General features: G+C 73.4%; 26 protein-coding genes. 18 read left to right on the forward strand and 8 right to left on the reverse strand.

All coding sequences use genetic code 11. The features are described 5' to 3' along the window. Positions 1-5 precede the first annotated feature (5 nt). The 3 genes from B0I31_RS24875 to B0I31_RS24885 form a co-directional block, all read right to left on the reverse strand. Complete coding sequence (locus tag B0I31_RS24875; protein WP_245950379.1) at positions 6-308, reverse strand: LapA family protein; 303 nt, start codon at positions 306-308, stop codon at positions 6-8. 129 nt (positions 309-437) lie between these two features. Then, positions 438-3,092 (reverse strand): nSTAND1 domain-containing NTPase, encoded by a 2,655-nt coding sequence (locus tag B0I31_RS24880; RefSeq protein WP_245950351.1) that lies wholly within the window; start codon positions 3,090-3,092, stop codon positions 438-440. An 85-nt stretch (positions 3,093-3,177) separates the two neighbouring features. Further along, positions 3,178-6,324, reverse strand: a complete 3,147-nt coding sequence (locus B0I31_RS24885) for an AfsR/SARP family transcriptional regulator (RefSeq protein ID WP_181320332.1) — start codon at positions 6,322-6,324, stop codon at positions 3,178-3,180. A 127-nt stretch (positions 6,325-6,451) separates the two neighbouring features. On the opposite strand from B0I31_RS24885, the gene B0I31_RS24890 reads away from it, so the two are divergent. Next, positions 6,452-6,982 (forward strand): AAA family ATPase, encoded by a 531-nt coding sequence (locus B0I31_RS24890; RefSeq protein ID WP_106617937.1) that lies wholly within the window; start codon positions 6,452-6,454, stop codon positions 6,980-6,982. Between the two features lie 72 nt (positions 6,983-7,054). Here B0I31_RS24890 and B0I31_RS24895 read toward each other — a convergent pair whose 3' ends face one another. Further along, the gene (locus B0I31_RS24895) at positions 7,055-8,227 is read right to left on the reverse strand and encodes an ROK family transcriptional regulator (protein ID WP_106617938.1); all 1,173 of its coding nucleotides are present in this window, start codon (positions 8,225-8,227) and stop codon (positions 7,055-7,057) included. A gap of 61 nt (positions 8,228-8,288) precedes the next feature. Here B0I31_RS24895 and xylA point away from each other — a divergent pair, with 61 nt between their 5' ends. Both xylA and B0I31_RS24905 read left to right on the forward strand, forming a co-directional pair. Next, a complete protein-coding gene (gene xylA / locus B0I31_RS24900; protein WP_181320334.1) occupies positions 8,289-9,425 on the forward strand; it encodes a xylose isomerase in 1,137 nt (378 codons plus the stop codon). Continuing rightward, positions 9,425-10,804: a xylulokinase gene (locus B0I31_RS24905; RefSeq protein WP_106617783.1), complete on the forward strand. Its 1,380-nt coding sequence runs from the start codon at positions 9,425-9,427 to the stop codon at positions 10,802-10,804. The genes xylA and B0I31_RS24905 overlap by 1 nt, the downstream gene beginning before the upstream one ends. Before the next feature lie 52 nt (positions 10,805-10,856). Here B0I31_RS24905 and B0I31_RS24910 read toward each other — a convergent pair whose 3' ends face one another. Next, on the reverse strand, positions 10,857-11,738 hold the full coding sequence (locus tag B0I31_RS24910) for an aminoglycoside phosphotransferase family protein (protein ID WP_106617784.1): 882 nt from the start codon (positions 11,736-11,738) through the stop codon (positions 10,857-10,859). A gap of 99 nt (positions 11,739-11,837) precedes the next feature. On the opposite strand from B0I31_RS24910, the gene B0I31_RS24915 reads away from it, so the two are divergent. Further along, positions 11,838-12,449: a flavodoxin family protein gene (locus B0I31_RS24915; RefSeq protein ID WP_106617785.1), complete on the forward strand. Its 612-nt coding sequence runs from the start codon at positions 11,838-11,840 to the stop codon at positions 12,447-12,449. A gap of 293 nt (positions 12,450-12,742) precedes the next feature. On the opposite strand, the gene B0I31_RS24920 is transcribed toward B0I31_RS24915, so the two are convergent. Beyond that, on the reverse strand, positions 12,743-13,483 hold the full coding sequence (locus B0I31_RS24920; protein ID WP_106617786.1) for a ZIP family metal transporter: 741 nt from the start codon (positions 13,481-13,483) through the stop codon (positions 12,743-12,745). A gap of 45 nt (positions 13,484-13,528) precedes the next feature. Between B0I31_RS24920 and B0I31_RS24925 the strand changes: the two genes are divergently transcribed. Beyond that, positions 13,529-14,536, forward strand: a complete 1,008-nt coding sequence (locus B0I31_RS24925) for an NAD-dependent epimerase/dehydratase family protein (RefSeq protein ID WP_106617787.1) — start codon at positions 13,529-13,531, stop codon at positions 14,534-14,536. Between the two features lie 24 nt (positions 14,537-14,560). Here B0I31_RS24925 and B0I31_RS24930 read toward each other — a convergent pair whose 3' ends face one another. Continuing rightward, positions 14,561-14,806 carry a DUF6480 family protein gene (locus tag B0I31_RS24930; protein WP_106617788.1) on the reverse strand — a complete coding sequence of 82 codons (246 nt, stop codon included), beginning with the start codon at positions 14,804-14,806 and terminating at the stop codon, positions 14,561-14,563. A 76-nt stretch (positions 14,807-14,882) separates the two neighbouring features. Between B0I31_RS24930 and B0I31_RS24935 the strand changes: the two genes are divergently transcribed. The 4 genes from B0I31_RS24935 to B0I31_RS24950 are packed head-to-tail and all read left to right on the forward strand — an operon-like array spanning position 14,883 to position 16,951. Then, positions 14,883-15,455 carry a nucleotidyltransferase family protein gene (locus tag B0I31_RS24935; protein WP_106617789.1) on the forward strand — a complete coding sequence of 191 codons (573 nt, stop codon included), beginning with the start codon at positions 14,883-14,885 and terminating at the stop codon, positions 15,453-15,455. After that, positions 15,452-15,700 (forward strand): BON domain-containing protein, encoded by a 249-nt coding sequence (locus B0I31_RS24940; protein ID WP_106617790.1) that lies wholly within the window; start codon positions 15,452-15,454, stop codon positions 15,698-15,700. The genes B0I31_RS24935 and B0I31_RS24940 overlap by 4 nt, the downstream gene beginning before the upstream one ends. Then, positions 15,697-16,425 carry a metallophosphoesterase family protein gene (locus B0I31_RS24945; protein WP_181320336.1) on the forward strand — a complete coding sequence of 243 codons (729 nt, stop codon included), beginning with the start codon at positions 15,697-15,699 and terminating at the stop codon, positions 16,423-16,425. The genes B0I31_RS24940 and B0I31_RS24945 overlap by 4 nt, the downstream gene beginning before the upstream one ends. Before the next feature lie 4 nt (positions 16,426-16,429). Continuing rightward, positions 16,430-16,951: a hypothetical protein gene (locus tag B0I31_RS24950; RefSeq protein WP_106617791.1), complete on the forward strand. Its 522-nt coding sequence runs from the start codon at positions 16,430-16,432 to the stop codon at positions 16,949-16,951. Positions 16,952-17,228: 277 nt separating this feature from the next. Here the strand turns inward: B0I31_RS24950 and B0I31_RS24955 are convergent, their stop codons facing one another. Further along, complete coding sequence (locus B0I31_RS24955) at positions 17,229-17,747, reverse strand: SRPBCC family protein (RefSeq protein ID WP_106617792.1); 519 nt, start codon at positions 17,745-17,747, stop codon at positions 17,229-17,231. Between the two features lie 149 nt (positions 17,748-17,896). Here B0I31_RS24955 and B0I31_RS24960 point away from each other — a divergent pair, with 149 nt between their 5' ends. Genes B0I31_RS24960 through B0I31_RS25000 form a run of 9 tightly spaced genes read left to right on the forward strand, consistent with a single transcriptional unit; the run spans position 17,897 to position 25,709 of the window. Next, positions 17,897-18,412, forward strand: coding sequence for a D-glycero-alpha-D-manno-heptose-1,7-bisphosphate 7-phosphatase (locus B0I31_RS24960; RefSeq protein WP_106617793.1), 516 nt, complete (start codon positions 17,897-17,899; stop codon positions 18,410-18,412). Then, positions 18,409-19,401: a glycosyltransferase family 9 protein gene (locus tag B0I31_RS24965; RefSeq protein ID WP_106617794.1), complete on the forward strand. Its 993-nt coding sequence runs from the start codon at positions 18,409-18,411 to the stop codon at positions 19,399-19,401. Before B0I31_RS24960 ends, B0I31_RS24965 begins: the two co-directional genes overlap by 4 nt. Continuing rightward, positions 19,398-20,276: a glycosyltransferase gene (locus tag B0I31_RS24970; protein ID WP_106617795.1), complete on the forward strand. Its 879-nt coding sequence runs from the start codon at positions 19,398-19,400 to the stop codon at positions 20,274-20,276. The genes B0I31_RS24965 and B0I31_RS24970 overlap by 4 nt, the downstream gene beginning before the upstream one ends. After that, positions 20,273-21,478, forward strand: a complete 1,206-nt coding sequence (locus B0I31_RS24975) for a glycosyltransferase (protein ID WP_106617796.1) — start codon at positions 20,273-20,275, stop codon at positions 21,476-21,478. The genes B0I31_RS24970 and B0I31_RS24975 overlap by 4 nt, the downstream gene beginning before the upstream one ends. Continuing rightward, positions 21,475-22,050 carry a D-sedoheptulose-7-phosphate isomerase gene (locus B0I31_RS24980; protein ID WP_106617797.1) on the forward strand — a complete coding sequence of 192 codons (576 nt, stop codon included), beginning with the start codon at positions 21,475-21,477 and terminating at the stop codon, positions 22,048-22,050. Before B0I31_RS24975 ends, B0I31_RS24980 begins: the two co-directional genes overlap by 4 nt. Beyond that, entirely contained in the window at positions 22,047-23,333 is a 1,287-nt protein-coding gene (rfaE2, locus tag B0I31_RS24985; RefSeq protein ID WP_106617798.1) for a D-glycero-beta-D-manno-heptose 1-phosphate adenylyltransferase, read from the forward strand. The genes B0I31_RS24980 and rfaE2 overlap by 4 nt, the downstream gene beginning before the upstream one ends. Continuing rightward, positions 23,333-24,013 carry an SDR family oxidoreductase gene (locus B0I31_RS24990; protein WP_106617799.1) on the forward strand — a complete coding sequence of 227 codons (681 nt, stop codon included), beginning with the start codon at positions 23,333-23,335 and terminating at the stop codon, positions 24,011-24,013. Before rfaE2 ends, B0I31_RS24990 begins: the two co-directional genes overlap by 1 nt. After that, a complete protein-coding gene (locus B0I31_RS24995) occupies positions 24,004-25,182 on the forward strand; it encodes a cytochrome P450 (RefSeq protein ID WP_106617800.1) in 1,179 nt (392 codons plus the stop codon). Before B0I31_RS24990 ends, B0I31_RS24995 begins: the two co-directional genes overlap by 10 nt. 29 nt (positions 25,183-25,211) lie before the next feature. Further along, positions 25,212-25,709 (forward strand): DUF6328 family protein, encoded by a 498-nt coding sequence (locus B0I31_RS25000; RefSeq protein WP_106617940.1) that lies wholly within the window; start codon positions 25,212-25,214, stop codon positions 25,707-25,709. Positions 25,710-25,780: the final 71 nt, after the last annotated feature.

The following is a 25,780-nucleotide window of genomic DNA, read 5'->3' on the forward strand; positions in this document are numbered from 1 at the left end:
ACGATTTATCGCAGCCCTCGTTTGGCCTGGCGGCGCAGCTGCATGATCCGGGCTGCGCCGACCAGGGCCACCAGGATCGCGCCCGCGATCGCCGCGAACAGCAGTGCCACCCCCAGCGGTAGCGTGCCCGCGGCGCCGAAGAAGTGGATCGTGGCGTCGGTGAGGTTCTGCAGGATGAACACCAGCAGCACGATCAGCACCACGATCGAGGCCAGCACGGCGACCCACGTGCCGCTGATCCTGGTGGGCTTCAGCCTCGCGGGCGGCCCGACCGTCCGCTCCGGCTCACCGGTGACCGAGGGCTCCACGGCACCACCGGGCGGACCCACGGTGGTCGGACCGTTCGGGATCGGACGCGTCGGTGCTGCTTCGGTGCGGTCGTCGTCCCGCGGCGTGGTCACCCGGTGATTATCCGCCCGCCTCCGCCGGCCCGCCAATCAACCGCACGGGCGGTGGTACTCCAGCGCGCCGACCGCGCCCACGTACTGCTGCCACTCCTCACGGGTGATGTGGGTGGTGACGCCGTCGCACATCTCGCGCACCGCCTTGTCGAAGTCGAACTCCCAGGACCGCCTGGTGCCGTTCGACTTGGACGTCTCCACGTTGGTCGCGGTGTCGCCGAACCCCACCGCGTAGACACCCTCGGTGAGCCCGTTGATCCGGCCGCGCTGGGCGGGCCGCCGCGGGTCGGACACGTCCCACAGCGCCACCGTGTCCTGCGTGCCGACGGTGGCGAGCGCGTCACCGGACGGGTGGAACGCCAATGCCTGGACCGCGCCCCGGTGCGCCTTGCCGGACCACAGCTCGGCCGGCTTCGACCTGTCGGTCACGTCGTACAGCCTGACCTCGCCCTTCGCGGTGCCGAGCGCGAGCGTGCGGCGGTCGTGCGACAGGGCCGCGGCGGTGATGTCGCGGGCCAGGTCCAGCTCCACGAGCAGGGCGGGCCGCGCCGGCTCGGACACGTCCCACAGCCTGACCTCGCCCATGACGTCGTAGGTCACCACGACCTCGCCGTCCGGGCCGTAGACGACGCCGACGACCGGGCGCGGCTGGTCCGCCAGGCGTGCCGCCTCGACCGGCCGCGCCGGGTCCGACCAGTCCCACACCGAGACCGCGCCCCGGTCCGACACGGCGACCAGCGTGCGGCCGCGGGCCGGGTCGAACGCGACCAGCTCCACCAGGCCGGCGAAGGTGTGCGTGACCTCGGTGGCCGCGTCGGTGACGTCCCAGACCTTCCCCACCCCGTCCACCACGGTCGTGGCGAACGCCTGACCCGCGCCGTTGACCGCGATCGAGGTCACCGTCTCGTCGGCGGGCCCGAGCACCCGGGGCACCGTCTCCCGCTCGCGGTCCGGGTCGGCGAGGGCCTGGGCGGACGCGAACGCGGCGCGGTCGGCCATGTCCCGCTCGTCGGTCGCCCGCGCGCTGAGCACGCCGTTGCGCGTCTCGTCGTTCGGGTTGAGGTAGTGCGCCTCGATGGCGAGCTGGTCGGCGAGCTGCGGGTCGCTGCTGCGCAGTGCCTGCGACTGGTTGGCCACGTACCAGGCGGCCGACGACTTCCAGCCCGCCGCCGCCTCCTTCTGCGCGGTGATCGCGAGCACCACGGCCGTCCCGGCGAGCATCAGCAGCACGGCCAGCAGCGCCACGAGCTGGCGCAACCGGCGGGTGCGGCGGTGCGCGAGCAGCCGTTCCCGGTCGCGGGCCTGGAGGCTCTCGGCCAGGAAGTCCCGCTCCTGGGCGCTGGTCCGCACGCCGTCGCGCTGCGTCCACTCCACCGCCGCGTCCAGCCGCGTGCCCCGGTACAGCGCGTCCGGGTCGCGGCCGAGCGACTCCCAGGTGGCCGCGGCCTCGGTGAGCCGCCGCATGGTGCGCAGCCCGTCCCGGTCCTCGGCGAGCCAGCCGCGCAGCCGCGGCCACGAGCGGATCAGCGCCTCGTGCGCGATCTCCACGCTGTCGCGGTCCAGGGTGAGCAGCCGGGCGTGCGCCAGCCGGTCCAGCACCACGTCCACGTCCACGTCGTGGTCCAGCTCGGCGCGCGGCAGCCGTCGCTTGGTGTCCTCGGTGCCGTCGCCGAGCGCGGTGAGCCGCAGGAACACCTGCCGCGCCAACGCGCGCTGGTGGCGTTCCAGCGAGGTGTAGGTGCGTTCGGCGGTCTGCGCGATGGCGTGCTGGATACCGCCCGCGGCCTCGTAGCCGGCCAGCGTCAACGTGGTGCCGCGCCGTCGCCGCCACGTCTCCAGCAACGCGTGCGACACCAGCGGCAGCACGCCCGCCTGGCCGGTGGCGTCCGCGACGAGCCGCGACACCAGCGCCGTCTCCACCGTGCACGACGCCTTCACGGCGGGCTGCATGATCACCTGGCGCAGCTCCTCCGGACCCATCGGCCCGAGCAGCAACTGGCCGTCGGTCAGCGCCTCCACCAGCGCCGGGTGCTGCGCGCAGTGCCCGTAGAAGTCGGCCCGCACGCCGATCACGACCTTGCACCGGGCCGCCAGCAGGGCGTCGACGTAGGCGGTGCGCCGGTCGGCGTCCGGCCACAGCGTGAAGACCTCTTCGAACTGGTCCACGATCATCAGGTCGGCGTCCAGGTCGGGCTCGGCGGTCTCGCTGGGCGAGGTCACCACGACCCGGCCGGTCACCCGCGGCACCAGGCCCGCGCGCAGCAGCGACGACTTGCCCGCGCCCGACGCGCCGAACACCGCGACGAACCGGCGCCGCGCGATGCGCTTCTCCAGGTCGTCCAGCAGGTGGTCGCGGCCGAAGAACCACTCGGCGTCCTCAGTGCCGTAGGCCGCCAGGCCCGCGTACGGCGGGTGGCCCTCGTCCGGGTCCGGGTCCGGGTTGGGCAGCACCTCGGCGGCCACCTGCCGCCACCGGTCCTCCCACTCGGCCACGTCGCCCTCGCAGGCGCGCACGTAGGCCAGCGTCACCGCGAGCGTGGGCAGCTTGCGCCCGCCCGCCGCGTCCGACAGCGTGGTCGCCGAGTAGTGGGCGCGCGCGCCCAGCTGCCGGTAGCTGTACCCGCCCGCCCTGTCCCGCAACGACCTCAGGTCGGCGGCGAACTTGAGCAACGGGCCGTCACCGACGTCCAACGGGCGTTCTCCACGCGGCAACCGGCTCACCCCCTGGCAGTCTCGGTGACGATTGTCCGCAGTGACAAACGTGCCGTCCAGGCTGTCAGACGAGCGGCCGCAGTGCGTCCGCTTCGGGGGACTGCATTCGGGTGAAGAGGTCTAGAGCACTTCGCCAGTGTGTTCGCGCGTGCTCCGGTTCGAGGTGCCCGAGCAGGTGCAGCGTGTGCGCCTCACCGGCCAGGTGACCGGTGCCGCGGTGCAGGTCAAGGGCCTTCCGCGCGTGCACCACGGCCTCCTCGGCGGGTGCCGTGCGGGCCAGCGCGGTGAGCGCCTTGGCCTCGACCACCCGGTAACCCGCCTTGCGCGCGATGGCCAGCGCCTCGTCCGCCCGGCCCAGCCCGATCAGCGCCTCGGCCTCCAGGAAGTCGTCCTCGGCCTCCCGGGCCAGCTCCACCGCCTGCCGGTAGCAGTCCAGCGCGTCGCCCTCCTGGCCGGCGCGGCGGTGGATGTCGCCCAGCACGTGCAGCGCGCCCGCCTCGATCCGCCGGTCACCGGTGTCGCGGGCCAGCATCAACGACGTGCGGCCGTGCTCGTACGCGGCGGCCCGGTCGCCCCGGTCGTTGTGCACGGCGGCGAGCGTGGTCAGGTTGCCCGCCTCGGCCACCCGCGCGCCGATCTCGCGGTGCACGCGCAACGCCTCGGTCAGGTACTCCGACGCCCGGTCGAGGTCGCCGCGCGTGTGCCACAGCTCGCCGAGGTTGCCCTTGGCCAGCGCGATCGCCTGCGGCGCGCGGGCCTCGTCGCCCAGCCGCAGCGCCTCGGTGAAGTAGTCGGTCGACTCGGCCAGCCTGCCCAGCTGCCAGGCCACGATGGCCAGGTTGTTCAGCGCCGCGAGCAGGCCCGCGACCAGGCCGCTGCGGCGGTTGATGTCGACGGACCGCGCGAAGTGCTCGGCGGCCTCGGTGAGGTGCCCGGACTGGCGGTGGATGCCACCGAGGTTGTTGTGCGCCGACGCCTGCCCGCCCGGCCAACCGCCCTGCTCGGCCAGCCGCAGCGCTCTCGTCGAGTGCTCGATGGCGGCGGCGTGCTCGGCGCGCAGGAACCGCAGGTTCGCCAGGCTCAGCTCGGCCGCGGCCCGCGCCACCGGCTCGCCCTCGGCGGCGCGCAGCGCGGTGCTCGCCACCGTCATCCAGTCGACCGTCGCCATCCGCAGCCAGAAGTAGCCGCGCAGCGCGTCCGACAGCAGCCACGCCTCGCGGCGCGGTCCGTGCTCGGCGGCGTGCAGCACGGCGGCGACCAGGTTGGCGTGTTCGGCGTCCAGCCAGGCCGACGCCTGGTTCCCGTGCTCGAACAGCTTCGGCGGCGGCGGGCCCGGCAGCCGGGACATGTCCGGGTACAGCACGGCCGCCGCGGACTGGGCCCGTTCCCGGTACCAGTCGTAGAGCCGGCGGACCGCCTCGTCACGCCGGTCGTCGGTCTCCTCGGCCACCGCGCGTTCCCGTGCGTAAAGGCGCAGCAGGTCGTGCCCGGTGAACCGGCCCGCGTCCTCGTGCAGCAGGTGCGCGTCGGTCAGCGCGGTCAGCAGCTCGCGGGCGCGCGGCACGGGCAGGTCGGCGGCGGCCGCCGCCGCCTCGACACCGAAGTCCTGGCCGGGGACGAGCCCGACCAGCCGGAACAGCCTTCGTGCGGCGGCCGGGAGCGCGCTGTAGGACAGGTCGAACGCGGCCCGCACAGCGGTGTCCTCGTCGGCGTGCAGCGCGGTGAGCCGGTTGCCGCGGCGCAGCTCGGCGACGTGGTCGGCGATCGGGCCACCGGCGTAGTGGGCGGCGGTGATGCGCAGCGCCAGCGGCAGGTGCGCGCACAGGGCGGCCAGCTCGGCGGTCGCCTCCGGTTCGGCGGCCGTGCGGTCCTCGCCGAGCAGGCGGCCGAGCAGCTCGACCGACTCGGCCGGGGTGAGCACGTCCAGCGCGACCCGGGCGGCGCCCTCGCGGGCCACCAGACCCGCCATCCGGTCCCGGCTGGTGACCACGACCAGGCAGCCCGAGCCGCCCGGCAGCAGCGGGCGGACCTGGTCCGCGCCGGCCGCGTTGTCCAGCACCACCAGCACCGCGCGGTCGGCCAGCGTGCTGCGGAACAGCGCGGTGGCCTCGTCCACGTCCGGTGGCACCCGTTCGGGTGGCACACCGAGGGCGTGCAGGAAGCGGGACAGCACTTCGAGCGGGCGCCGCGGCGGCAGGGCGTCGTAACCACGCAGGTCGGCGTAGAGCTGGCCGTCCGGGAACAGCTCGCGCGCCCGGTCCGCCCAGTACACGGCCAGCGCCGTCTTCCCCACGCCGGCCGTGCCCGCGATGGCGGAGATCACGACCGTGGCACCGGCCCGGTCCTCGCGGGCCCTGGCCGCCTGGCGGTCGAGTTCTTCGAGTGCCGTGCGGCGGCCCGTGAAGTCGGGGACGGCGGCCGGGAGCTGGCGTGGCACGACCGCGGCGGGCAGCAGCGGCGTTCGGTCCAACGCGCGGTCGGCGCGCAGGATCTCCAGGTGCAGCCTCTTCACGGCGGGGGAGGGCTCGATGCCCAGTTCGGTGCCCAGGGCTTCGCGCAGGCTCTGGTAGGCGGCCAGGGCCTCGGCCTGGCGTCCGGTGCGGTAGCGGGCGAGCATGAGCTGGGCCCACAGCCGCTCCCGCAGCGGGTGCTGCTCGGTGAGTGCGGACAGCTCGCCGCACAGCTCCGCCTCCTGGCCCAGCGCCAGGCGGGCGTCGACGTTGTCCTCCTGGACGGTGAGCCGCAGCTCCTCCAGCACGGTGACGCGGGGCCGGACGACCTCCGGCACCGGCAAGCCGTCCAGCGCCGGGCCGCGCCACAGGCCGAGCGCGCGCGTGAGCCGTTCGGTGGCCACGTCGAACCTCTTGTCCCGCAACGCTTCCCGGCCCTCGACCACCAGGTCCTCGAACCGGGTGGCGTCCAGCGCGTCCCGGTCGACGTGCAGCGCGTAGCCGTCCGGACGGGTGTCGATCACCGCGTCGCCGGCCCGCAGCAGGCGGCGCAGGTCCGACAGGTAGGTCTTGAGGTTCGCGCCGGCCGAGCGGGGCAGCGCCTCGGGCCACAACGCGTCGCTGAGCGCGTCGGCGGAGGTGGGCGTGCCGTCGCGGAGCAGGAGGACGGCGAGCAGCACGCGCTCCTTGCGGCGGGTGGGCACGACGAGCCGGTTCGCGCGGTCGCGAACCTCCAGCGGACCCAACACCCCGAAACGCACAGGACACAGCGTAGTGATGCCGGTACACGGAGGTGTGTACCCCGGCGTGTACCGGTGATCAGCAGGATGTGTGGTGCGGGGGCGGTGACCAGGGGGCACCGTCCCCCGCCCGGCTACCCTCGGCGGGGTGCCCCGCCTGATCGCCCTGAACGGCCCGCCCGGCTGCGGCAAGTCGACCATCGCGCGCCGTTACGCCGACGACCACCCGCCCGCGCTGGCGCTGGACGTCGACCGGGTCCGCGACCTGATCGCGGGCGACCTCGCCGAGGCCGGCCGACTGGCCCGCGACATCGCCATCGCCGCCGCCCGCACCCACCTGACCTCGGGCCACGACGTGATCGTGCCCCAGTTCCTGGGCCGCCCGGAGTTCCTGGACCGCCTCTCCGCCCTGGCCGCCGACGTGGGCGCCGGCTACCACGAGATCGTCCTGCACGACACGCGGGAGAACGCGATCCGCCGCTTCACCGAGCGCGGCACCATCCAGGCGACCCCGACCGAGCTGTCCGCCATGTACGACAACCTGCAAGCCGTCATCGCCACCCGCCACCCCACCGTCATCCCCTCCGTGGAAGGTGACCCGACCCACACCTACCACACCCTCCTGGCCGCCCTGAACGTTCAATTCACCCCTCCTGAACGCAGGACTCTCGACCTCTGAACGTACGACTCTCGCGAGAGTCCAACGCTCAGGCCGCGAGAGTCGTACGTTCGGAAGGGGTGAGTTCAACGTTCAGGCGAGGACCGAGGTGACGTAGGGGTCGGGGTCGGCCAGGATCGCGCGGACGGCGGTGGTGGCGGCGCCGCGCACGGCGGCCTCGGCGCCCAGTGACGACGCGACCACCCGGACGGGCGACCACTCGGCGCTGACCACGCGACGGTCCAGCTCGGCGTGCAACGGCTCGTGCAGCCACGGCTCCAGGCGGGCGTAGGTGCCGCCCAGCACCACCGTCGGCAGGTCCAGCAGGTTCACCGCCCCGGACAGCGCCACGCCCAGCCACCGCGCCGCCGAGCGCACCGCCGTCGTGGCCGTCCGATCACCCGCCGCCAGCCGGGCCAGCAGCTCGTCCACCCCCGTCACGCCCGCCGCGCGCACGATCTCGTCCTGACCCGCCAGCCGCTCCAGGCACCCCCGCGACCCGCACGCGCACGCGGGCCCACGCGGGTCCACCGACAGGTGCCCGATCTCGCCGCCGAACCCGGACACGCCCTCGAACAGCGCCCCGCCCACCACGATGCCCGCGCCGATGCCGATCTCACCGGAGATGTGCAGGAAGTCCGCCGCCACGTCCCCGTGCCACAGCTCGGCCAACGCGGCCAGGTTCGCCTCGTTGCCGACCAGCACCGGCACGTCCAGCTCCAGCCGCCGGGTCAGCTCACCGCGCACGTCCACCTCGCGCCAGCCCAGGTTCGGTGCCAGCCGCAGCGAACCGCCGGCCACCTCCACCAGACCGGGCACGGCCACGCCGACACCGCCGATCGGCACGTCCTGCTTCGCCGCCGTGCGCACCGCCGACGCCACCTTGGCCAGCACGCGGGCGGGGGAGGAGGCACGATTGTCGCTGGGCCGCACCCACCGCGCCCGCACCCGCCCGGTGAGGTCGACCAGGCACGTGGCCAGGTAGTCGACCCCGATCTCCACCCCGAGCCCGTGCGGCCCGGTCGGCGACAGGTGCAACGCCGTGCCGCGCCGACCGGGACCCGACCTGGCCTGCGCCTCGCCCTCGGCCACGAGACCGGCGCCGATCATCCGGTCGACCAGGCTCGACACGGTCGCCTTGGTCAGGCCGGTGCGGGCGGCCACGGCGGCGCGGGACGACCCGGGCGCGTCGGCGATGGCGTCGAGCACGAGGGCGGAGTTGTGCCGTCGCACGGTGTGCTGGCTCGCGGGCTGCGGTCTGGACACCACTGGATCCTAGCGGCTTTGTGCGATAAGTTCAGGCATCAAACTTATTGGAGGTGCCCTCGTGGACAAGTTCAGCTTCGGCCTGTGGACGGTCGGCTGGCCGGGACGCGACCCGTTCGGCGACGCGACCCGCCCGCCGCTGGACGCGCCGTTGGCGGTGCGCAAGCTCTCCGAGCTCGGTGCGTGGGGCATCACGTTCCACGACGACGACCTGTTCCCCTTCGGCGCGGACGCGGCCGAGGTCGGCAAGCGGGTCTCCGCCTTCCGGGCGGCGTTGGACGAGACCGGCATGGTCGTGCCCATGGTGACCACCAACCTGTTCACCCACCCGGTGTTCAAGGACGGCGGCTTCACCAGCAACGACCGCTCGGTGCGCCGGTTCGCGCTGCGCAAGGTGCTGCGCAACCTGGAACTGGCCGCCGAGCTCGGCGCGCAGACCATCGTCATGTGGGGCGGACGTGAAGGCTCCGAGGTCGACGCGGGCAAGCCCGTGTCCGCCGCCCTCGACCGCTACCGCGAAGCCGTCGACACGGTCGCGCAGTACTCGGTCGACCAGGGCTACGGCTTCCGCTTCGCGCTGGAGCCCAAGCCCAACGAGCCCCGCGGCGACATCCTGCTGCCCACGATCGGCCACGCCCTGGCGTTCATCTCGACGCTGGAGCACCACGAGCTGGTCGGCGTGAACCCCGAGGTCGGCCACGAGCAGATGGCGGGCCTCAACTTCGTGCACGGCATCGGCCAGGCGCTGTGGCAGGGCAAGCTCTTCCACATCGACCTCAACGGCCAGAAGGGCCCGCGCTACGACCAGGACTTCGTGTTCGGCCAGGGCGACCTGCTGTCCGCGTTCTTCCTGGTCGACCTGCTGGAGAACGGCGGCTACGACGGCCCCCGGCACTTCGACTACAAGCCGTTGCGCACCGAGGACCTCGACGGCGTGTGGGAGAGCGCGGCGGCCAACATGCGCACCTACAAGCTGCTGCGCGAGCGGGCAGCGGCGTTCCGCGCCGACCCCGAGGTGCAGGAGGCGCTGAAGTACAGCGGCGTCTACGAGCTGGCCGAGCCCACCCTGAACGAGGGCGAGTCGATCGCCGACTTCCTCAAGGGCGAGGACTTCGACCCGTCCACCGCGAGCGAGCGCGGCTTCGGGTTCGTGCGCCTGGCGCAGCTGGCGACCGAGCACCTGCTGGGCGCCCGCTGATGGCGCTCGTCGCGGGCGTCGACTCGTCCACCCAGTCCTGCAAGGTAGTGGTGCGCGATGCGGACACCGGCGCCCTTGTTCGGCAAGGGCGTGCGGCGCACCCGACGGGCACCGAGGTGCATCCCTCCGCGTGGTGGGACGCGCTCCAGACCGCCGTCGCGGACGCGGGCGGCCTGGACGACGTGGCCGCCGTGTCGGTGGCCGCGCAGCAGCACGGCATGGTCACGCTCGACTCGGCCGGCGAGGTGGTCCGGCCGGCGCTGCTGTGGAACGACACCCGTTCCGCGGCGGCGGCGGCCGACCTCACCACCGAGCTGGGCGGGCCGGACAAGTGGGCCGAGGCGATCGGCAGCGTCCCGGTCGCCTCGCTCACCGTGACCAAGCTGCGGTGGCTCGCGGCCAACGAGCCGGAGTCCGTCGCCCGCACGGCGGCGGTCTGCCTCCCGCACGACTGGCTGACGTGGAAGCTGTCCGGCGGCACGTCGCTGGACGCGCTCACCACCGACCGCAGCGACGCCAGCGGCACGGGCTACTGGTCACCGTCCACAGAGGACTACCGGCCGGACCTGCTCGAACTGGCCCTGGGCAAGGTCGTCGGGCTGCCGCGCGTGGTCGGCCCGGCGGAACTGGTCGACGGCCGGTACGGCGCGGGCGCGGGCGACAACGCGGCGGCGGCGCTGGGCGTGCAGGCGCAACCGGGTGACGTGGTGGTGTCCATCGGCACGTCGGGCACGGCGTTCGCGCGCTGGCCGAACCCGGTCGTCGACGGCACCGGCATCGTCAACGGGTTCGCCGACGCCGAGGGCGGCCACCTGCCGCTCGTGGCGACCCTGAACGCGTCGCGCATCCTCACGGCGGCGGCGTCCGTGCTCGGGGTCGACCTGGCCGACCTGTCGGACCTGGCCCTGAGCGCACCGGCGGGTGCGGACGGGCTGGTGCTCGTGCCGTACCTGGAGGGGGAGCGGACGCCGAACAAGCCCGACTCCACCGGTGCGCTGCACGGCCTGCGGTTGGAGACCATGACCCCGGCGCACCTGGCGCGTGCCTCGGTCGAGGGTCTGCTGTGCAGCCTGGCCGACGCGATCGACGCGCTGCGGGCGCTCGGCATGCCGGTGACGCGGGTGCTGCTGATCGGCGGCGGGGCCCGCATGCCCGCCGTGCAGCGGCTCGCGCCCGCCGTGTTCGGCTGCCCGGTCCTCGTGCCGTCGCCGAGCGAGTACGTGGCGGACGGCGCGGCCAGGCAGGCGGCGTGGGCGGTCAGCGGCGCGGACGCACCGCCGCACTGGTCGGAACTGGCGTCGACCACGGTCGAGGCCGAGCCGACCCCGTGGGTGCGGGACCGCTACGCCACGGCGCGAGACCTCACCGTCAACCGCTGACGCAAGCCGAATGGGGCGCCTCCGGCCGCGGAGGCGCCCCATTCGCTGTTCCTCACGGCGCGTCCGCGAGGACTTCGTCGATCACGTGTCGCGACTGCTCGTTCCCCTCGGCCAGCGTGATGAGCGCCTTCCACAACGCCCAGCCGCGCGCCCGCGCCCACGTCGCGTCGTCCAACCCGACCGCCTCGCGGAAGACCCGCCTGCTCTCACCCGAGAACATGGTCCACGCGATCACCAGGTCGCACGCCGGATCCCCGACACCGCACGTGCCGAAGTCGATCACCGCGACCAGCTTCCCGCCGTCGACCAGCAGGTTCCCGCTCGTGTCGCCGTGGAACCAGACCGGCGGCTCGGACCACTCCGGCGCGCGCAGGGCGTCGTCCCACACGGCCGCGGCCCGCTCGACGTCGATCCGACCCTCCAACGCCGCCAGCGCCCGCCGCGTCCCGTCGTCGTAGTGAGCCGGCGACGTGCCCCGGTGGAAGCTGTGCGCACCGGCAGTCGGCCCGCCCGTCGCGTCGACGCGCCGCAGCGCCCGGAGGAAGTCGGCGATCGAGACCGCGAACCCCGCCATGTCCTCGATGCGGTCCGGCGACGCGGTCCGGCCGTCGAGCCAACGCCGGACCGACCAGTGGAACGGGTAGCCCTCGCCCGGCACGCCCAGGGCCAGCGACACGGGCACCGGGACCGGGAGCGACGGCGCGAGCACCGGCAACCACGTGTGCTCCTTCCGCACGGCGGGGGCGTAGCCGGCACCGGTCGGCAGCCGCACCGTCAGGTCGTCGCCGAGGCGGTAGGTGCGGTTGTCCCACCCGTCGACCTCGACCGGCGTCACGGACAGCCCGGCCCAGCGCGGGAACTGGCTCGCGAGCAGCCGCCGCACCAACCCGGCGTCGATACCGGCACGTCCGTCGCGGTAGGGGAGGTCGACCATGCGCCCGAGCCTGGCGACCCGGCCGTGGGCACGGCAACGCATTTTCGCGCCCGTCGCGGGTATCCCGGCGGTTGGCCGACCGGATGCGGAGGTCCCGCGATGAGGGCCGTGGTGCTCAACTGCTCGTTGAAGAAGTCGCCCGACACGTCCAACACGCAGATGCTGGCGGACGTCGTCGTCAAGGCGCTGGAGCAGCGTGACGTCGAGGTGCGGACGATCCGGGTGGTGGACCACGACGTGCCGCCGGGCGTCGTCACCGACCTGGGTGACGGTGACGAGTGGCCGATGATCCACGACGAGCTGCTGAACGCGGAGATCCTGGTGGTCGCCACGCCGACGTGGGTCGGCCACCCGTCGTCCATCGCGCAACGCGTCATCGAGCGGATGGACGCCATGATCTCCGAGCAGGACGACGAGGGCCGGCCGGTCGCTTACAACCGCGTCGCGGGCGTCGTCGTCACCGGCAACGAGGACGGCGCGCACCACGTGATCAGCGAGGTCGCCGGCGCCCTGGGCGACATCGGCTACACCATCCCGGGCCAGGCGTGGACCTACTGGAACATGGGTCCGGGACCGGGCCCGAACTACCCGGACACCGTCCACGGCCACGACTGGTCGAAGAGCACCGGCGAAGCGATGGCCGCCAACCTGCACGCCGTCGCCACGGCCCTGGCGAAGTCCCCCGTCCCCGCACCGCCATCGAGCAGCTGACCGCCGACCGACCGCCGCCTGCCTGACCGCCCGGCCGATCGCCATCCGACCGACCACTCGCCCGACCGCCCTACCCGATCTGTCCGACCTGATCTGCTCCGCCCTGCCCCTCCCGATCCGCCCCGACCCGACCCGCCTGAACCGCCCCTCCCGAACCGACCGACGCCTCCCCGCCGCCGGGCCGGCCGTTTTCTCCGGCTAACGTGAGTAATGCGATTTGGGTTGTCCCAGGTTGCACTATTCGCCCGGTCGAGGGACCCACCGACGGGCCGCCGCGCCCCGATCAGGCCTGGTCAGGCCCGGGACAGGGCGAACGCGCTGAGGAAGCCGGCCACGGTCACCAAGCCGACCAGCAGGTGGGCGTCGTCGAACGCCTCCGGGATCATGGTGTCGGCCACCATCGACAGGATCGCCCCGCCGGCGAACGCGGTGATCGCGGCCAGCCACTGGGGTGGGGCGTCGGCCAGCAAGCCGTAGCCCGCCATCGACGCCAGGCCGCTCACCACCGCGATCGCGGTCCACAGGCCGAACACGTAGCGGCGCGACCGACCTGCCCTGCGCATACCCGCCGCCGACGACAAGCCCTCCGGCACGTTGCTGATGAACACCGCCGCCACGGTCACCGCGCTCACCCCTCCACCGCCGAGCAGGCTCGCCCCGATCACCACGGACTCGGGGATGCCGTCCAGCAGCGCGCCGACCGCGATCGCCGTCCCCGACCCGCTCTGCTCCGACTCGGACGGCTGCAACCCGCCGGACCTCTTCCGGTGCCGGGCGCCACGCCGGGCCAACGCCACGTTCGCCGCCGTGTACACCAAGGCCCCGCACGCGGCACCGGCCGCCGTGGGCAGCAGCCCGCCCAACTCGTGCGCCTCGTCGATCAGGTCGAACGACACCGCCGACAGCAGCACGCCGCTGCCGAACCCCATCACCCCGGCCACCACACCGCGCGGCACCCGGACGAGATAGCCGACAAGCGCCCCGACCAGCAGCGCGGACCCGGCCAGCAAACCCCACCCCGCCGCCTGGAACACCGGGCCTCCCGTGTCGGACCCGCCCCGCGCGGGTAACCGGATGCCATGAGGATCGTCGTCACCGGCGCCACCGGCAATCTGGGCACCGCCCTGGTGCGCCGTCTCGCCGACGAACCGGACATCACCGTGCACGGCATCTCCCGCCGCGAACCCGCGGTCGCACCGCCCTACGACACGATCACCTGGACCCCGGTCGACCTCAGCCGCGAGGGCGCCGAGGAACTCCTCGCCGAGGCCTTCCGCGACGCCGACGCCGTCGTCCACCTGGCCTGGCTCATCCAGCCCAGCCACGACGAGCGCGTCCTCTACCGCACCAACGTCGCCGGGAGCGACCGCGTGTTCACCGCCGCCGTGAAAGCGGGCGTCCCGCACCTGGTCCACATGTCCTCGGTCGGCGCGTACTCGCCGGCCTCGAAGGACCACACCGTGGACGAGAGCTGGCCGCACGACGGCCTGGCGAACTCCTACTACAGCCGGCACAAGGCCGCCGCCGAGCACCTGCTCGACCAGCTCGAACGCGCGCACCCGCAGCTCACCGTCACCCGCGTCCGCCCCGGCCTGGTCCTGCAGCCGGAGGCCGCCGCCGAGATCAAGCGCTACTTCCTGGGCCCGCTGGTGCCGCACGCGCTGTTCCGGCTCAAGCTGCCCGTCCTGCCGCTACCGCGCACGTTGGTGCTGCAGTTCGTGCACGCCGACGACGTGGCCGACGCCCTGGCGAAGATCCTCACCACCCGCGCCGGTGGCGCGTTCAACCTGGTCTCCGAGCCCGTCGTGACGCCCCAGGTGCTGGCCGAGGTCATGGGCACCCGGCACGTGCCGATCCCGCCGACCGCCCTGCGCACCGCGGCCCGGGTCAGCTGGCGGCTGCGCCTGCAACCCACCTCGCACGGCTGGGTCGACCTGGCCCTCACCGCGCCGCTGCTGGACGCGACCAAGGCGTTCACCCGGCTCGGCTGGGCGCCCCGGCACAACGCCCGCGACACCCTTCGGCAGCTCCTCGACGGCCTCGGCCGCAAGGAAGGCCTGGCGCCGAGCCCGCCGCTCAAGCCCTGAGAGCCCGAGAGCCCGAGAGCCTGGTCAGAAGCCCTCGAACAGGTTCGTCCACCCCATCACCTGCGCCACGACGAACGCCAGCGCCAGCGCCGTCACGAGCAGCACGGCCACCAGCGTGACGGCCGGGCCTCGCCGCGACGGCATCGGCTGGGGGTGCGACAGACCGGAGGTCTGACCGGATTCGGGCGGTGTCTCGCCGGGCGCGACCCCGCCACCGGGCTCCAAACCGGGCGTGCGGGCCGGGTCCGGGTCGGGCGGTGTGGCAGTCATACCGGGTGGGCTACCCGGTGTGGACGGCACTACCCACCCCCGTGTGAACGACCAGCCGTCCGGGTAGTCACCTCGCATGAGCGGTGTCCAAGACGAGCTGCTGCGTACGTTGACGAAGGTCGCCAAGGCCCTGCGCGCGCAAGAGATCCCGTTCGCCCTGGCGGGCGGGTGCGCGGTCTACGCCAGAGGCGGGCCGGCGACGGAACACGATGTGGATCTCCTGGTCCGGGAACAGGACGCCGGCGCGGCCGTGAGCGCGCTCGTCGCGGCCGGCATGCGTGCCGCGACACCACCCGAGGACTGGCTGCTGAAGGTATACGACGGCGATTCGCTGGTGGACCTGCTGTTCCGGCCCAACGAGGTGCCGGTGACCGACGAGACGCTGGCCCGCGCCGAGGAGCTGCAGGTCGGCTCGGTCGTGCTGCCGGTCATGCCCGCCACCGAGGTGCTGATCGGCAAGCTGCTCGTCCTCGACGGGCATCGCTGCGACTTCAGCGAGCTGCTGCCGTTCGCCCGCGCGCTGCGCGAGCAGATCGACTGGGAGCACGTCCGCGAGGCCACCAAGCACTCGCCGTACGCCGAGGCGTTCCTCGTCCTCGTCGAACGCCTCGACCTCCTGCCCGCCCCGCTGACCAGGAGCACCCGATGACCGCAGAGCAATACCTCGCCGCCCGGCTCCGCCAGGCGTTGGCCGAGGACCCGCGCACGACCGAACTGGGCGTGCGGGTGACCGTGCGCGGCGACCACGTGCTGCTGTCCGGTGACGTGGCCAGCCCGGATCGCCGCGCCGAGCTCGAAGCCGTGATCCACGACGTGGCGCCGGAGCTGACCGTGCTCGACGACGTAAAAGTGGTGCCGTCCGAAGCGCCGGTCGGCCGAGAGGAGCTTCGATGATCCGCATCGCCGCGGTGGGTGACGTGCACCTGGGCGAAGACGCGCGCGGGCGCTTGCGGCCCGCGCTGGAGCAGCTCGGCGAGCAGGCCGACGTGCTGCTGCTGGCCGGTGACCTGACCCGGCACGGCACCGTGTCCGAGGCGCGGGTGGTGGCCGACGAGTTCGGCGGCCTGCCCGTGCCCGTGGTCGCCGTGCTCGGCAACCACGACCACCACGACGACAAGCCCGACGAGGTGACCGCCGTGCTGCGGGACGCGGGCCTGACCGTGCTGGAGGGTGAGAGCACCACCATCAGCGTGGACGGCCACACGTTGGGCGTCGCGGGGGTGAAGGGCTTCGGCGGCGGGTTCGCGGGCAAGTGCGGCAGCGCGTTCGGCGAGCCGGAGATGAAGGCGTTCATCCGGCACACCACTGAGATCGCCGACTCGCTGCGCGCCGCGCTCGGCAGCCTCGACACCGACGTGAAGGTGGCGTTGACGCACTACTCGCCGGTGCCGGACACGTTGCGCGGCGAGCCGCCGGAGATCTACCCGTTCCTCGGCTCGTACCTGCTGGGCGAGGCGATCGACGCGAACCACGCCCACCTGGCCGTGCACGGGCACGCGCACTTCGGCAACGAGCACGGCATGACGCCCGGTGGTGTGCGGGTGCGCAACGTGGCACAACCGGTCATCCGATCGGCATACACCGTCTATTGCGTGGAACCCGCCGTAGTGGAGGTGTAGCCGCATGGACGAGGAACCCAGGACCGGAGGCCCGTCGGTGGTGTGGGCGGGCCCGCCCGACGCGCCGGCCGTGATCGTGCTCGACCCGGCCGGTGTGGGCAGGCACGGCGACCTGCCCGGCACGTGGCGCCCGCTGACGGACCACCTGCAGGTCATGTGGTGCCGGCTGCCCGCGGCGGACGAGCCGTGGCACGAGGTGGACGAGGTGCTGTCCGAGTTCGCCGACCGCTCGGTGCCGGTGCACCTGGTGGCGGGCGCGGCGGCCGGTGCCGGGGTGGGTGAGCTGATCCGGCGGCACCAGGACCTGATCAGCTCGGCTCAGACGTTCGCCGCCCCCGTGCCGCTCGGGCACCCCGAGGTGGTGCTGGAGGTGCTGCGGGAGCTGCTGGACCAGGACGTGGACCCGGAGGTCGACCGCGAGCGGAACACCAACGGCAGCCCCAATGCCGGTTCGCTGCTCGGTGACGCGGCTTCCGCGCTGCGCCAGTCGGTCGGGCAGCTGTTCGAGCGCCTGAAGGACGGCTGAGCACCGGAACCACCTGGAAGGGCCCGCGGCACCGCGGGCCCTTTCGCGTGCAAGACCCAGTTCTCCTGCAAGACCGGGTTTTCAAGCAAGACCTGGTTGTCCTGCACGGCCGAGCCCGGCGCACCCACGACAGGCGAAAGCCCCGCGAACCGGAGTTCGCGGGGCTTTCCCGAACCGTCGACCGCAGCCGGTCAGCTACCGTCGACCGGCGGCCTGGGACACGGGATCGGAGGGCGTGACCCACTCCGTCGCCGCGGCTCCCGGACCGCCGTGGGGCTCATCGCAACGGGTCTCCCGGACGGCCGGCGTCGGGCAGGTCGTGGCGCGTCTCACCGGCCTGCGGCGGACGGCTCACGTCACCACGCCACGCGCCCGTCTCCAGGCCACGTCCCTCGATGAACTCCTTGAACCGCTCCAGGTCACCGGAGACCCGGTGGTCGACCAGACCCACCGCCGCACCGGCCTTCTCGGTCAGCGTCTGCGGGTCGTACTCCATCTGCACGTGCACGCGCGTCCGGCGGTCGTCGAGGCGGTGGAACGTCACCACACCGCCCTGCGGCGGACCGTCGACGGTGTGCCACGCCACCCGCTCGTCCGGGTGCTGCTCGGTGATCTCGGCGTCGAACTCCCGCGTCACCCCACCGATCTTGGTGACCCAGTGGGTCCTGGTGGGAGTCAGCTGGGTGATGCGCTCGACGCCCTCCATGAACTGCGGGAACGACTCGAACTGCGTCCACTGGTTGTACGCGGTCGTGACCGGGACCTCGACGTCCACGGACTTCTCGATCGTCGTCACTGCAACAACCTCTCCTCGGGGAATCGAGTTCGACACCTGGATACCCCTCGACAAGGTCCTTACACACATCGGCGAACACTTCGGAGTGACGGAGAGTAGCGCCTTGTCGAGAGGTGTTTGCTTCTCTTCCCACCGGCTAACTCTCCTCTGTGGACCAGTACCCCGACGCGGTTCTCTTCGACCGCGACGGCACGCTCATCAAGGACGTGCCCTACAACGGCGACCCGGACCGGGTGGAGCCGATGCCCGGCGCGCGCGAAGTTCTGCGCGTGCTGCGCGCTCGCGGAGTGCGCACGGGCGTCGTGAGCAACCAGTCCGGCATCGCTCGTGGTCTGCTCACGCGCACCCAAGTGGACGCGGTGAACTCGCGGGTGGAAGCCCTGCTCGGCCGGTTCGGCACGTGGCAGGTGTGCCCGCACGGCCCGGACGACGGCTGCGCGTGCCGCAAACCCGCGCCCACCATGATCCTCCAGGCCTGTGAAGCGCTTCAGGTCCGCCCCGAGCGCACCTTCTTCATCGGCGACATCGAGGCGGACGTCGAAGCCGCCCTCGCGGCCGGTGCCACCCCCATCCTCGTGCCCACCCCGGCGACCCTGCCCGACGAGGTCGACCGCGCGCCGCACACCGCGCCCGACCTCCGGTCCGCATTGGCGATGGTCCTATGAGGACGCTCGTGGCCAGGCTCGACAACGACGGTGACGTGCTGCTCGCCGGTCCGGCGATCCGCGCCGCCGCGCACGCGGGCGAAGTCGTGCTGCTGTGCGGTCATTCCGGCGCGCAGGCCGCCGCGCTGCTGCCCGGCGTGCACCGGGTCGTGCGGTGGGACTGCCCGTGGATCGCCAACCCCGCACCCGAGGTGCGCACGCCGGACGTAGAAGGGATCGTCGCCCTGCTCAAGGGGATCCGCGCGGACGTGGCGGTGATCCTGACCTCGTTCCACCAGAGCCCGCTGCCGCTGGCGCTGCTGCTCAAGCTCGCCGGCGTGCCGAAAGTCGTGGCCCGTTCGACGGACTACCCCGGCTCGCTCCTCGACGTCCGGCTGCGCGACGACCCGGACGTCCCCGAGGCCGAGCGCGCGCTGGAAGTCGCACGGGCCGCCGGTTTCGAGCTGCCGCCGGGTGACGACGGCAGACTGGCGATCATCCCACCACCGGAACCGGCCGAGATCGGGCCGTACGTCGTGGTGCACCCGGGCGCCTCCGTGCCCGCCCGCGCGTGGTCGCCGGACCGGTGCGCCGAGGCCGTCACGGCGCTCGCCGAGGCCCGGCACCGCGTCCTGGTCACCGGCGGTCCGAACGAGACCGACCTCACCCGGCACGTGGCCGGCGCGGACGGCGTCGACCTCGGCGGCCGGACCACGTTCGCCGAGCTGGCCGGGCTGCTGGCCCGCGCGGACGCGGTCGTGGTCGGCAACACCGGACCGGCGCACCTCGCCGCCGCGGTCGGCACGCCGGTCGTCTCCTTGTTCTCACCCGTCGTGCCCGCCCGCCGGTGGGCGCCGTACGGGCCGCACGTGTTGTTGGGCGACCAGGACGCGCCGTGCCGCGGCTCGCGTGCCCGCGAGTGCCCGGTGCCCGGCCACCCGTGCCTTGACCGGGTGACGGCCGACCAGGTCGTCACCGCCGTAGCCGACCTCGTGGGGGTGCGGACGTGAAGATCCTGCTGTGGCACGTGCACGGCTCGTGGACGAACGCGTTCGTCCGGGGCGGGCACGAGTACCTGATCCCCGGGCCGCCCAACGGCATCGGCCTCGCCGGACGCGACTGGCCCGCCGCGCGCGAGGTGGCAGCGTCCGAAGTGGACGCCGACATCGCGGTGCTGCAACGGCCGGAGGAAGTCGGCTGGGTGCCCACCGGCGTCCCCGTGGTGTACCTGGAGCACAACACGCCCAAGTACCCCAACCAGACGCACCCGCTCAAGGACTGGCCGGGCACGATCGTCCACGTCACCCACTTCAACGACCTGATGTGGGACTGCGGGACCACGCGCACGGTCGTCATCGAGCACGGCGTGGTCGACCCCGGCCCCCTGTACACCGGTGAGCTGCCCCGGGCCGCCGTCGTGGTCAACGACCCGGTGCGCCGCGGCCGGGCGGTCGGCACGGACCTGCTGCCCCGGTTCGCCGAGGCGGCGCCGCTGGACGTCTACGGCATGAAGACCGAGAAGCTGGGCGCGATGGGGCGCGGCGACCACGACCTGACCTCGCTGCACCGGGAACTGGCCCTGCGACGGCTCTACGTGCACCCCGTGCGGTGGACGTCGCTGGGGCTGTCGCTGATCGAGGCGATGCACCTGGGGATGCCCGTGGTGGCGCTGGCGTGCACCGAGGTGGTGCGCGCGGTGCCGCCGGAGGCGGGCGTGGTGTCCACCGACGTGGACGAGCTGGTGCGGGCCGCGGCCGAGCTGGTCGCCGATCCCGCCCTGGCCAGGCAGAAGGGAAAGCACGCCAGGGAGTTCGCCCTGGCCCGGTACGGGCTCGACACCTTCCTGCGGAGTTGGGACCAGCTGTTGACAGGAGTGAGCGGATGAGGATCGCGATGGTGTCCGAGCACGCCAGCCCGTTGGCCGCCTTGGGCGGTGTCGACGCCGGAGGGCAGAACGTGCACGTGGCCGCGTTGTCGGCGGCGTTGTCGGCGGGCGGGCACGACGTGGTGGTCTACACCCGCCGCGACGACCCGGCCCTGCCCGCGCGGGTGCGCACCGAGCAGGGTTACGAGGTCGTGCACGTACCCGCCGGCCCCGCCGATGCGGTACCCAAGGACGACCTGCTGCCCCACATGGGCGAATTCGCCCGCTTCCTGGAGAACGAGTGGTGCGAGGACCCGCCCGATGTCGTGCACGCGCACTTCTGGATGTCCGGCCTGGCCTCGGTGCTCGCGGCGCGCAAGGTCGGCGTGCCCGTCGTGCAGACCTACCACGCCCTGGGCACGGTGAAGCGCCGCCACCAGGGCGCGGACGACACGAGTCCGCCCGAGCGGATCGGCATCGAGCGGATGATCGGGCGCGAGGCCGACCGGATCGCGGCGACGTGCGACGACGAGGTGGCCGAGCTGATGCGCATGGGCGTGCAGCGGTCGCGGATCTCGGTCGTGCCGTGCGGCGTGGACCCGACGCGCTTCCGCCCCGATGGCCCGGCCGACCGCCGCCGCCACCGGCACCGCGTCGTCTCGGTCGGCAGGTTGGTGCCGCGCAAGGGTTTCCAGGACCTGATCACCGCGCTGCGGTCGCTGCCGGACACCGAGCTGGTCATCGCGGGCGGCCCGGTGGACGTCGAGTCCGACCCTGAGGCACGACGGCTGGTGGCGCACGCGGAGCGCGTCGGCGTGCGCGGGCGGCTGTGGCTGGCGGGTCAGGTGTCGCGGGACGCGATGCCCGCGCTGCTGCGCTCGGCAGACCTGGTGGCGTGCGTGCCGTGGTACGAGCCGTTCGGCATCGTGCCGCTGGAGGCCATGGCGTGCGGTGTGCCGGTGGTGGCCGGCGCGGTCGGCGGGTTGACCGACACCGTGGTGGACGGCGTGACCGGCGTGCTCGTGCCGCCGCGTGAACCGGCCGCGCTCGCCCGTGCGCTGCACTCGCTGCTGGCCGACGACGCCCGCCGGGAGGCGTGCGGCATGGCCGGGCTGGACCGGGTGGGCGTGCGCTACACGTGGGACCGGATCGCCGAGGACACCGAACGCGTCTACGAGCGGGTCACGGCGGTGCGCGCCGTGGCCGTGGGAGGCACGCGATGACCGTCGAGACGCACCTGAACGGGCTGGCCCAGTCGCTGGCCGGGCTGCGCGCCCAGGCGCCGCGGCTGACCCGCTGGGGCGGCGTGCTGGCCCGCAGGCTCGCCGATGGCGGACGGCTGCTCGCGGCGGGCAACGGCGGGTCGGCCGCCGAGGCGCAGCACCTGACCGCCGAGCTCGTCGGCCGGTTCCGCGACGACCGGCGGCCGTTCTCGGCGATCGCGCTGTGCGCGGAGTCCTCCAGCGTCACCGCGATCGGCAACGACTACGGCTACGACCAGGTGTTCGCCCGCCAGGTGACCGCGCACGCCCGGCCGCAGGACGTGGTCGTGCTGCTGTCCACGAGCGGGCGCAGCCCGAACCTGCTGGAGGCGGCGAAGGCGGCCCGGCAGGCGGGCGCCCACGTGTGGGGGATGACGGGCCCGGCACCCAACCCCCTGGCGGAGGCGGTGGACGAGGTGCTGGCGCTGCCCGGCGAGCCCGCGAACGTACAGGAAGCGCAGCTGGTCGCCGTGCACGCCCTGTGCGCGGCCTTCGAAGCGGCTCTACCCGCGGCGGAACGGAGGGTCTCGTGAAGCTGGTCGTCGTCGGCGACTCGTTGTTGGACATCGACGTGCTCGGCACCGCCGAGCGCCTCTGCCCGGACGCACCCGCACCCGTCCTGGACGTGCGGGAAGAACTCGCGCGCCCCGGTGGCGCGGGGCTGGCCGCCGCGCTGGCCGCCGCGGACGGTGTCGACGTCACGCTGGTCAGCGCCGTGGCCGACGACGAGGACGGCCACCGGCTGCGCGACGAGCTGGCCCACCTGGGAACCGTGCTCGGACCATCGCCGTCGCCCACCCCGGTCAAGACCCGGCTCCGCGCCGGTGACCAGTCGATCGCCCGGCTCGACCGCGGAGGCGGTCCCGGTGCGCCGCAGGCCACCGACGACATGCTCGACGCCGTGCTGGAGGCCGACTACGTGCTGGTCTCCGACTACGGGCGCGGCCTGGCGCGGGACGAACGGCTGCGCGGGGTGCTCGCCCGCCGCCCGGTGGTGTGGGACCCGCACCCGCGCGGCCCGGACCCGGTGCCCGGCGCCCGGCTCGTGACGCCGAACGCGGCCGAGGCCAAGACCTTCAGCGGCCACGCCGACCCGATGGACGCCCTCGGAGCGCTGCGGGCGAAGTGGCGTGCCCGGGCCGTCGTCGTCACGCTCGGCGCCGATGGCGCGCTGCTGCACGGCGGCGGCACGCCGGTCGCCGTGCCCGCGCCGCGCGTCCCCGTGGTCGACCCGTGCGGCGCGGGGGACCGGTTCGCGGTCACCGTCGCGGTACGGCTCATGGGCGGCGCGGCGATGGACGACGCGATCGCCGATGGCGTCACGTCGGCGGCCGAGTTCCTGCGCCACGGCGGCGCGTCCGGGTTCCGGCCGACCGATCAGCTGTCCACAGTGGACGCGGTGCGGGCACGGGGCGGCACGGTCGTCGCCACCGGCGGCTGCTTCGACCTGCTGCACGCCGGTCACGTCCGCACCCTGCGCGCCGCCCGGTCGCTCGGCGACTGCCTGGTGGTGTGCCTGAACTCCGACGCGTCCGTGAGCCGGCTCAAGGGCCCGGACCGGCCCGTCACCAAGGAACAGGACCGGGTCGAGGTGCTGCGCGCGTTGGGCTGCGTGGACGACGTGGTCGTGTTCGAGGACGACACGCCGGAACGCGTGCTGGCCACCCTGCGCCCGGACGTGTGGGTCAAGGGCGGCGACTACACCGTGGAGTCGCTGCCGGAAGCGGACTTGGTCGAGGGGTGGGGTGGGCGGACCGTCGTCGTGCCCTACCACCGGGGCCGGTCGACCACCGAGATGCTGTCGAGGAGGGGCTGATGCTCGGTCAGGTGCTGGTGACCGGAGGCGCGTCCGGCTTGGGCGCGGCCGTGGTGCACGCGGTGCACGAGTTGGGCGGGCGACCGCTGGTGCTGGACAAGGCGGCCCCGTCGTCGCCGGAGGTGGCCGACTTCGAGTCGGTGGACCTGTCCGACACCAGGGCGGCGGAACGCGCGGTCAAGGCGATCGCCGAGCGCAACGGCGGCCTGCGGGCCGTGGTCACGGCGGCGGGCACGGACGCGTGCGGCCGGCTGGACGAGGTGTCCGGCGCGGACTGGGACCGGGTGGTGATGGTGAACCTGCTCGGCACCGCGGCGGTGGTGCGGGCGGCGTTGCCGCTGCTCGACGGCGGCCGGGTGGTGACCATCGCGTCCACGCTCGGCATCAAGGCGGTCAGCGACGCCACCGCGTACTGCGCCTCGAAGTTCGGCGTGGTCGGCTTCACCAGGGCGCTGGCCGCCGAGACCGCGGGCCGGGTCGGCGTGACGCTGGTCATCCCCGGCGGCATGCGGACGCACTTCTTCGACGACCGCGCCGAGCAGTACCGGCCGCCGGACGACAGCAAGCTCAACCCGCCCGAGCGGGTCGCCGACGCGATCGTGTTCGCGCTGCGCCAGCCCGAGGGGTGCGAGGTGCGCGAACTCGTCGTCGCGCACTCCGAGGAGGGATCGTGGCCGTAGCCTCCCGGCTGGACACCGGCCGGGCGTTCGCCAAGGTGCTGCTGCCGACGCTGGCCAAGGGCGTCATCGTGCGCCGCCGGTCGGCCGCGGCGATGGCGGAGAAGGTGCGGGCGGACGCCGTGGCGGTGGCCACCGTGAAGCGGTTCCACGAGCGCTACGGTCCGGAACCGCTGCGGCTCAGGGTGACCGGGCGCAGCATCGCGCTGCTGCTCGACCCGGTGGACGTGGCGAGGCTGCTGGCCGAGTCGCCCGAGCCGTTCGCCCTGGCCACCCGGGAGAAGAAGGCCGCGCTGGCGCACTTCCAGCCGCACGGCGCGCTGATCTCGACGGGACCGGAACGGGCCCACCGGCGTGCGGTGAACGAGGACGTGCTTCGGCCGGGGAAGATCGACGTGGTGGGCATCGTGGCCGACGAGGCGGACCTGCTGCTCCGGCACGCCCGCAGCGTCGGCGAGCTGACGTGGGACGCGTTCGCGCAGGCGTGGTGGCGGGCGGCGCGGCGGATCGTGCTCGGGTCGTTCGCGCGGCAGGACGGCGAGCTGACCGACCTGCTGCAGGAGTTGCGGGGCGACGCGAACTGGGCCTACCTCCACCCGCGCCGCGAGGCGCTGCGCCGGCGGTTCGAGCAACGGCTGCGCGGGCACCTGGAGCGCGGTGAACCGGGCAGCCTGGCGAGCCTCGCGCCCGCCGACGAGCTGCTCGACCAGGCACCGCACTGGCTGTTCGCGTTCGACGCGGGCGGTATCGCGACCATGCGGGCGTTGGCGATCGGCGGTGCGGGGGAGGCCGGGATCTGGGAGTCGGTGCGGCTGTGGCCGACGACACCGGTGATCCTGCGCGAGAGCACCGAACGGACCCGCTGGCACGGCACGTGGCTGCCGGCGGGCACCACGTTCGTCGTGTTCCTGCCGTACTTCCACCGCGACCCGGACCGGCTGTCCTACGCCGACGCCTACGCGCCGGAGAACTGGCCCGCGCCCAGCGACCCGGGCCTGGTGCCGTTCAGCGGCGGTCCGGGCATCTGCCCCGGCCGCGACCTCGTGCTGGTGGCCGGGAGCACCATGCTGGACGCGCTGCGCGACCACTTGGAGGTGCCGACGCTGCGTCAGCCGCTGCCCGTCACGCTGAATCACTTCGGGTTGACGTTCGTCACTCGAAGTAATGATTAGTTGCTCCCTCTAAGGGGTAAGTGGTGGCCGTGAGTCAGGCTGAGGAGTCATATCAACGGAGATTGGCGCGCAACCTCAACGAGCTGTTGCAGGAACTGCGCGTGGCGCAGGCCGGTGTGCAGATCCTGTTCGGCTTCCTGCTGTCGATCGCGTTCACCGAGCGCTACGCGGCGGCCGACGCCTACATCCGCGCCACCCACCTGATCACCGTCCTGTTCGCCGCGGGAGCCGTGGCGCTGCTCACCGCGCCCGCGGCCTGGCACCGGCTGCTCTTCCGCCGCGGCAGGCGGGAGTACGTGATCGAGGTCGCGAACAACTTCGCGATCGTCGGGCTGGCGTGCCTCGCGGTGGCCATGACCGGCACGATCCTGCTGCTCGGCGAGGTCATCATCGGCGGCTGGGTGGCCATCGCGCTCGGCGCGTTCGCGGCCGTGGTGTTCGGCACCATGTGGTTCGCGTGGCCCTGGCGCGAGCGCGGGCGGGACACCGTCGAGGACGACGAAGATGACGAGGACCGCCTGGAGTGAGCGGAATCCCTCCCGCCACCTTCAACTTATAGCGCACCCCCGGACTTGCGGCAAGCCCCCGGTCATGCCGC

It is taken from the genome of Saccharothrix carnea, assembly GCF_003014735.1.
Lineage (GTDB): Bacteria > Actinomycetota > Actinomycetes > Mycobacteriales > Pseudonocardiaceae > Actinosynnema > Actinosynnema carneum.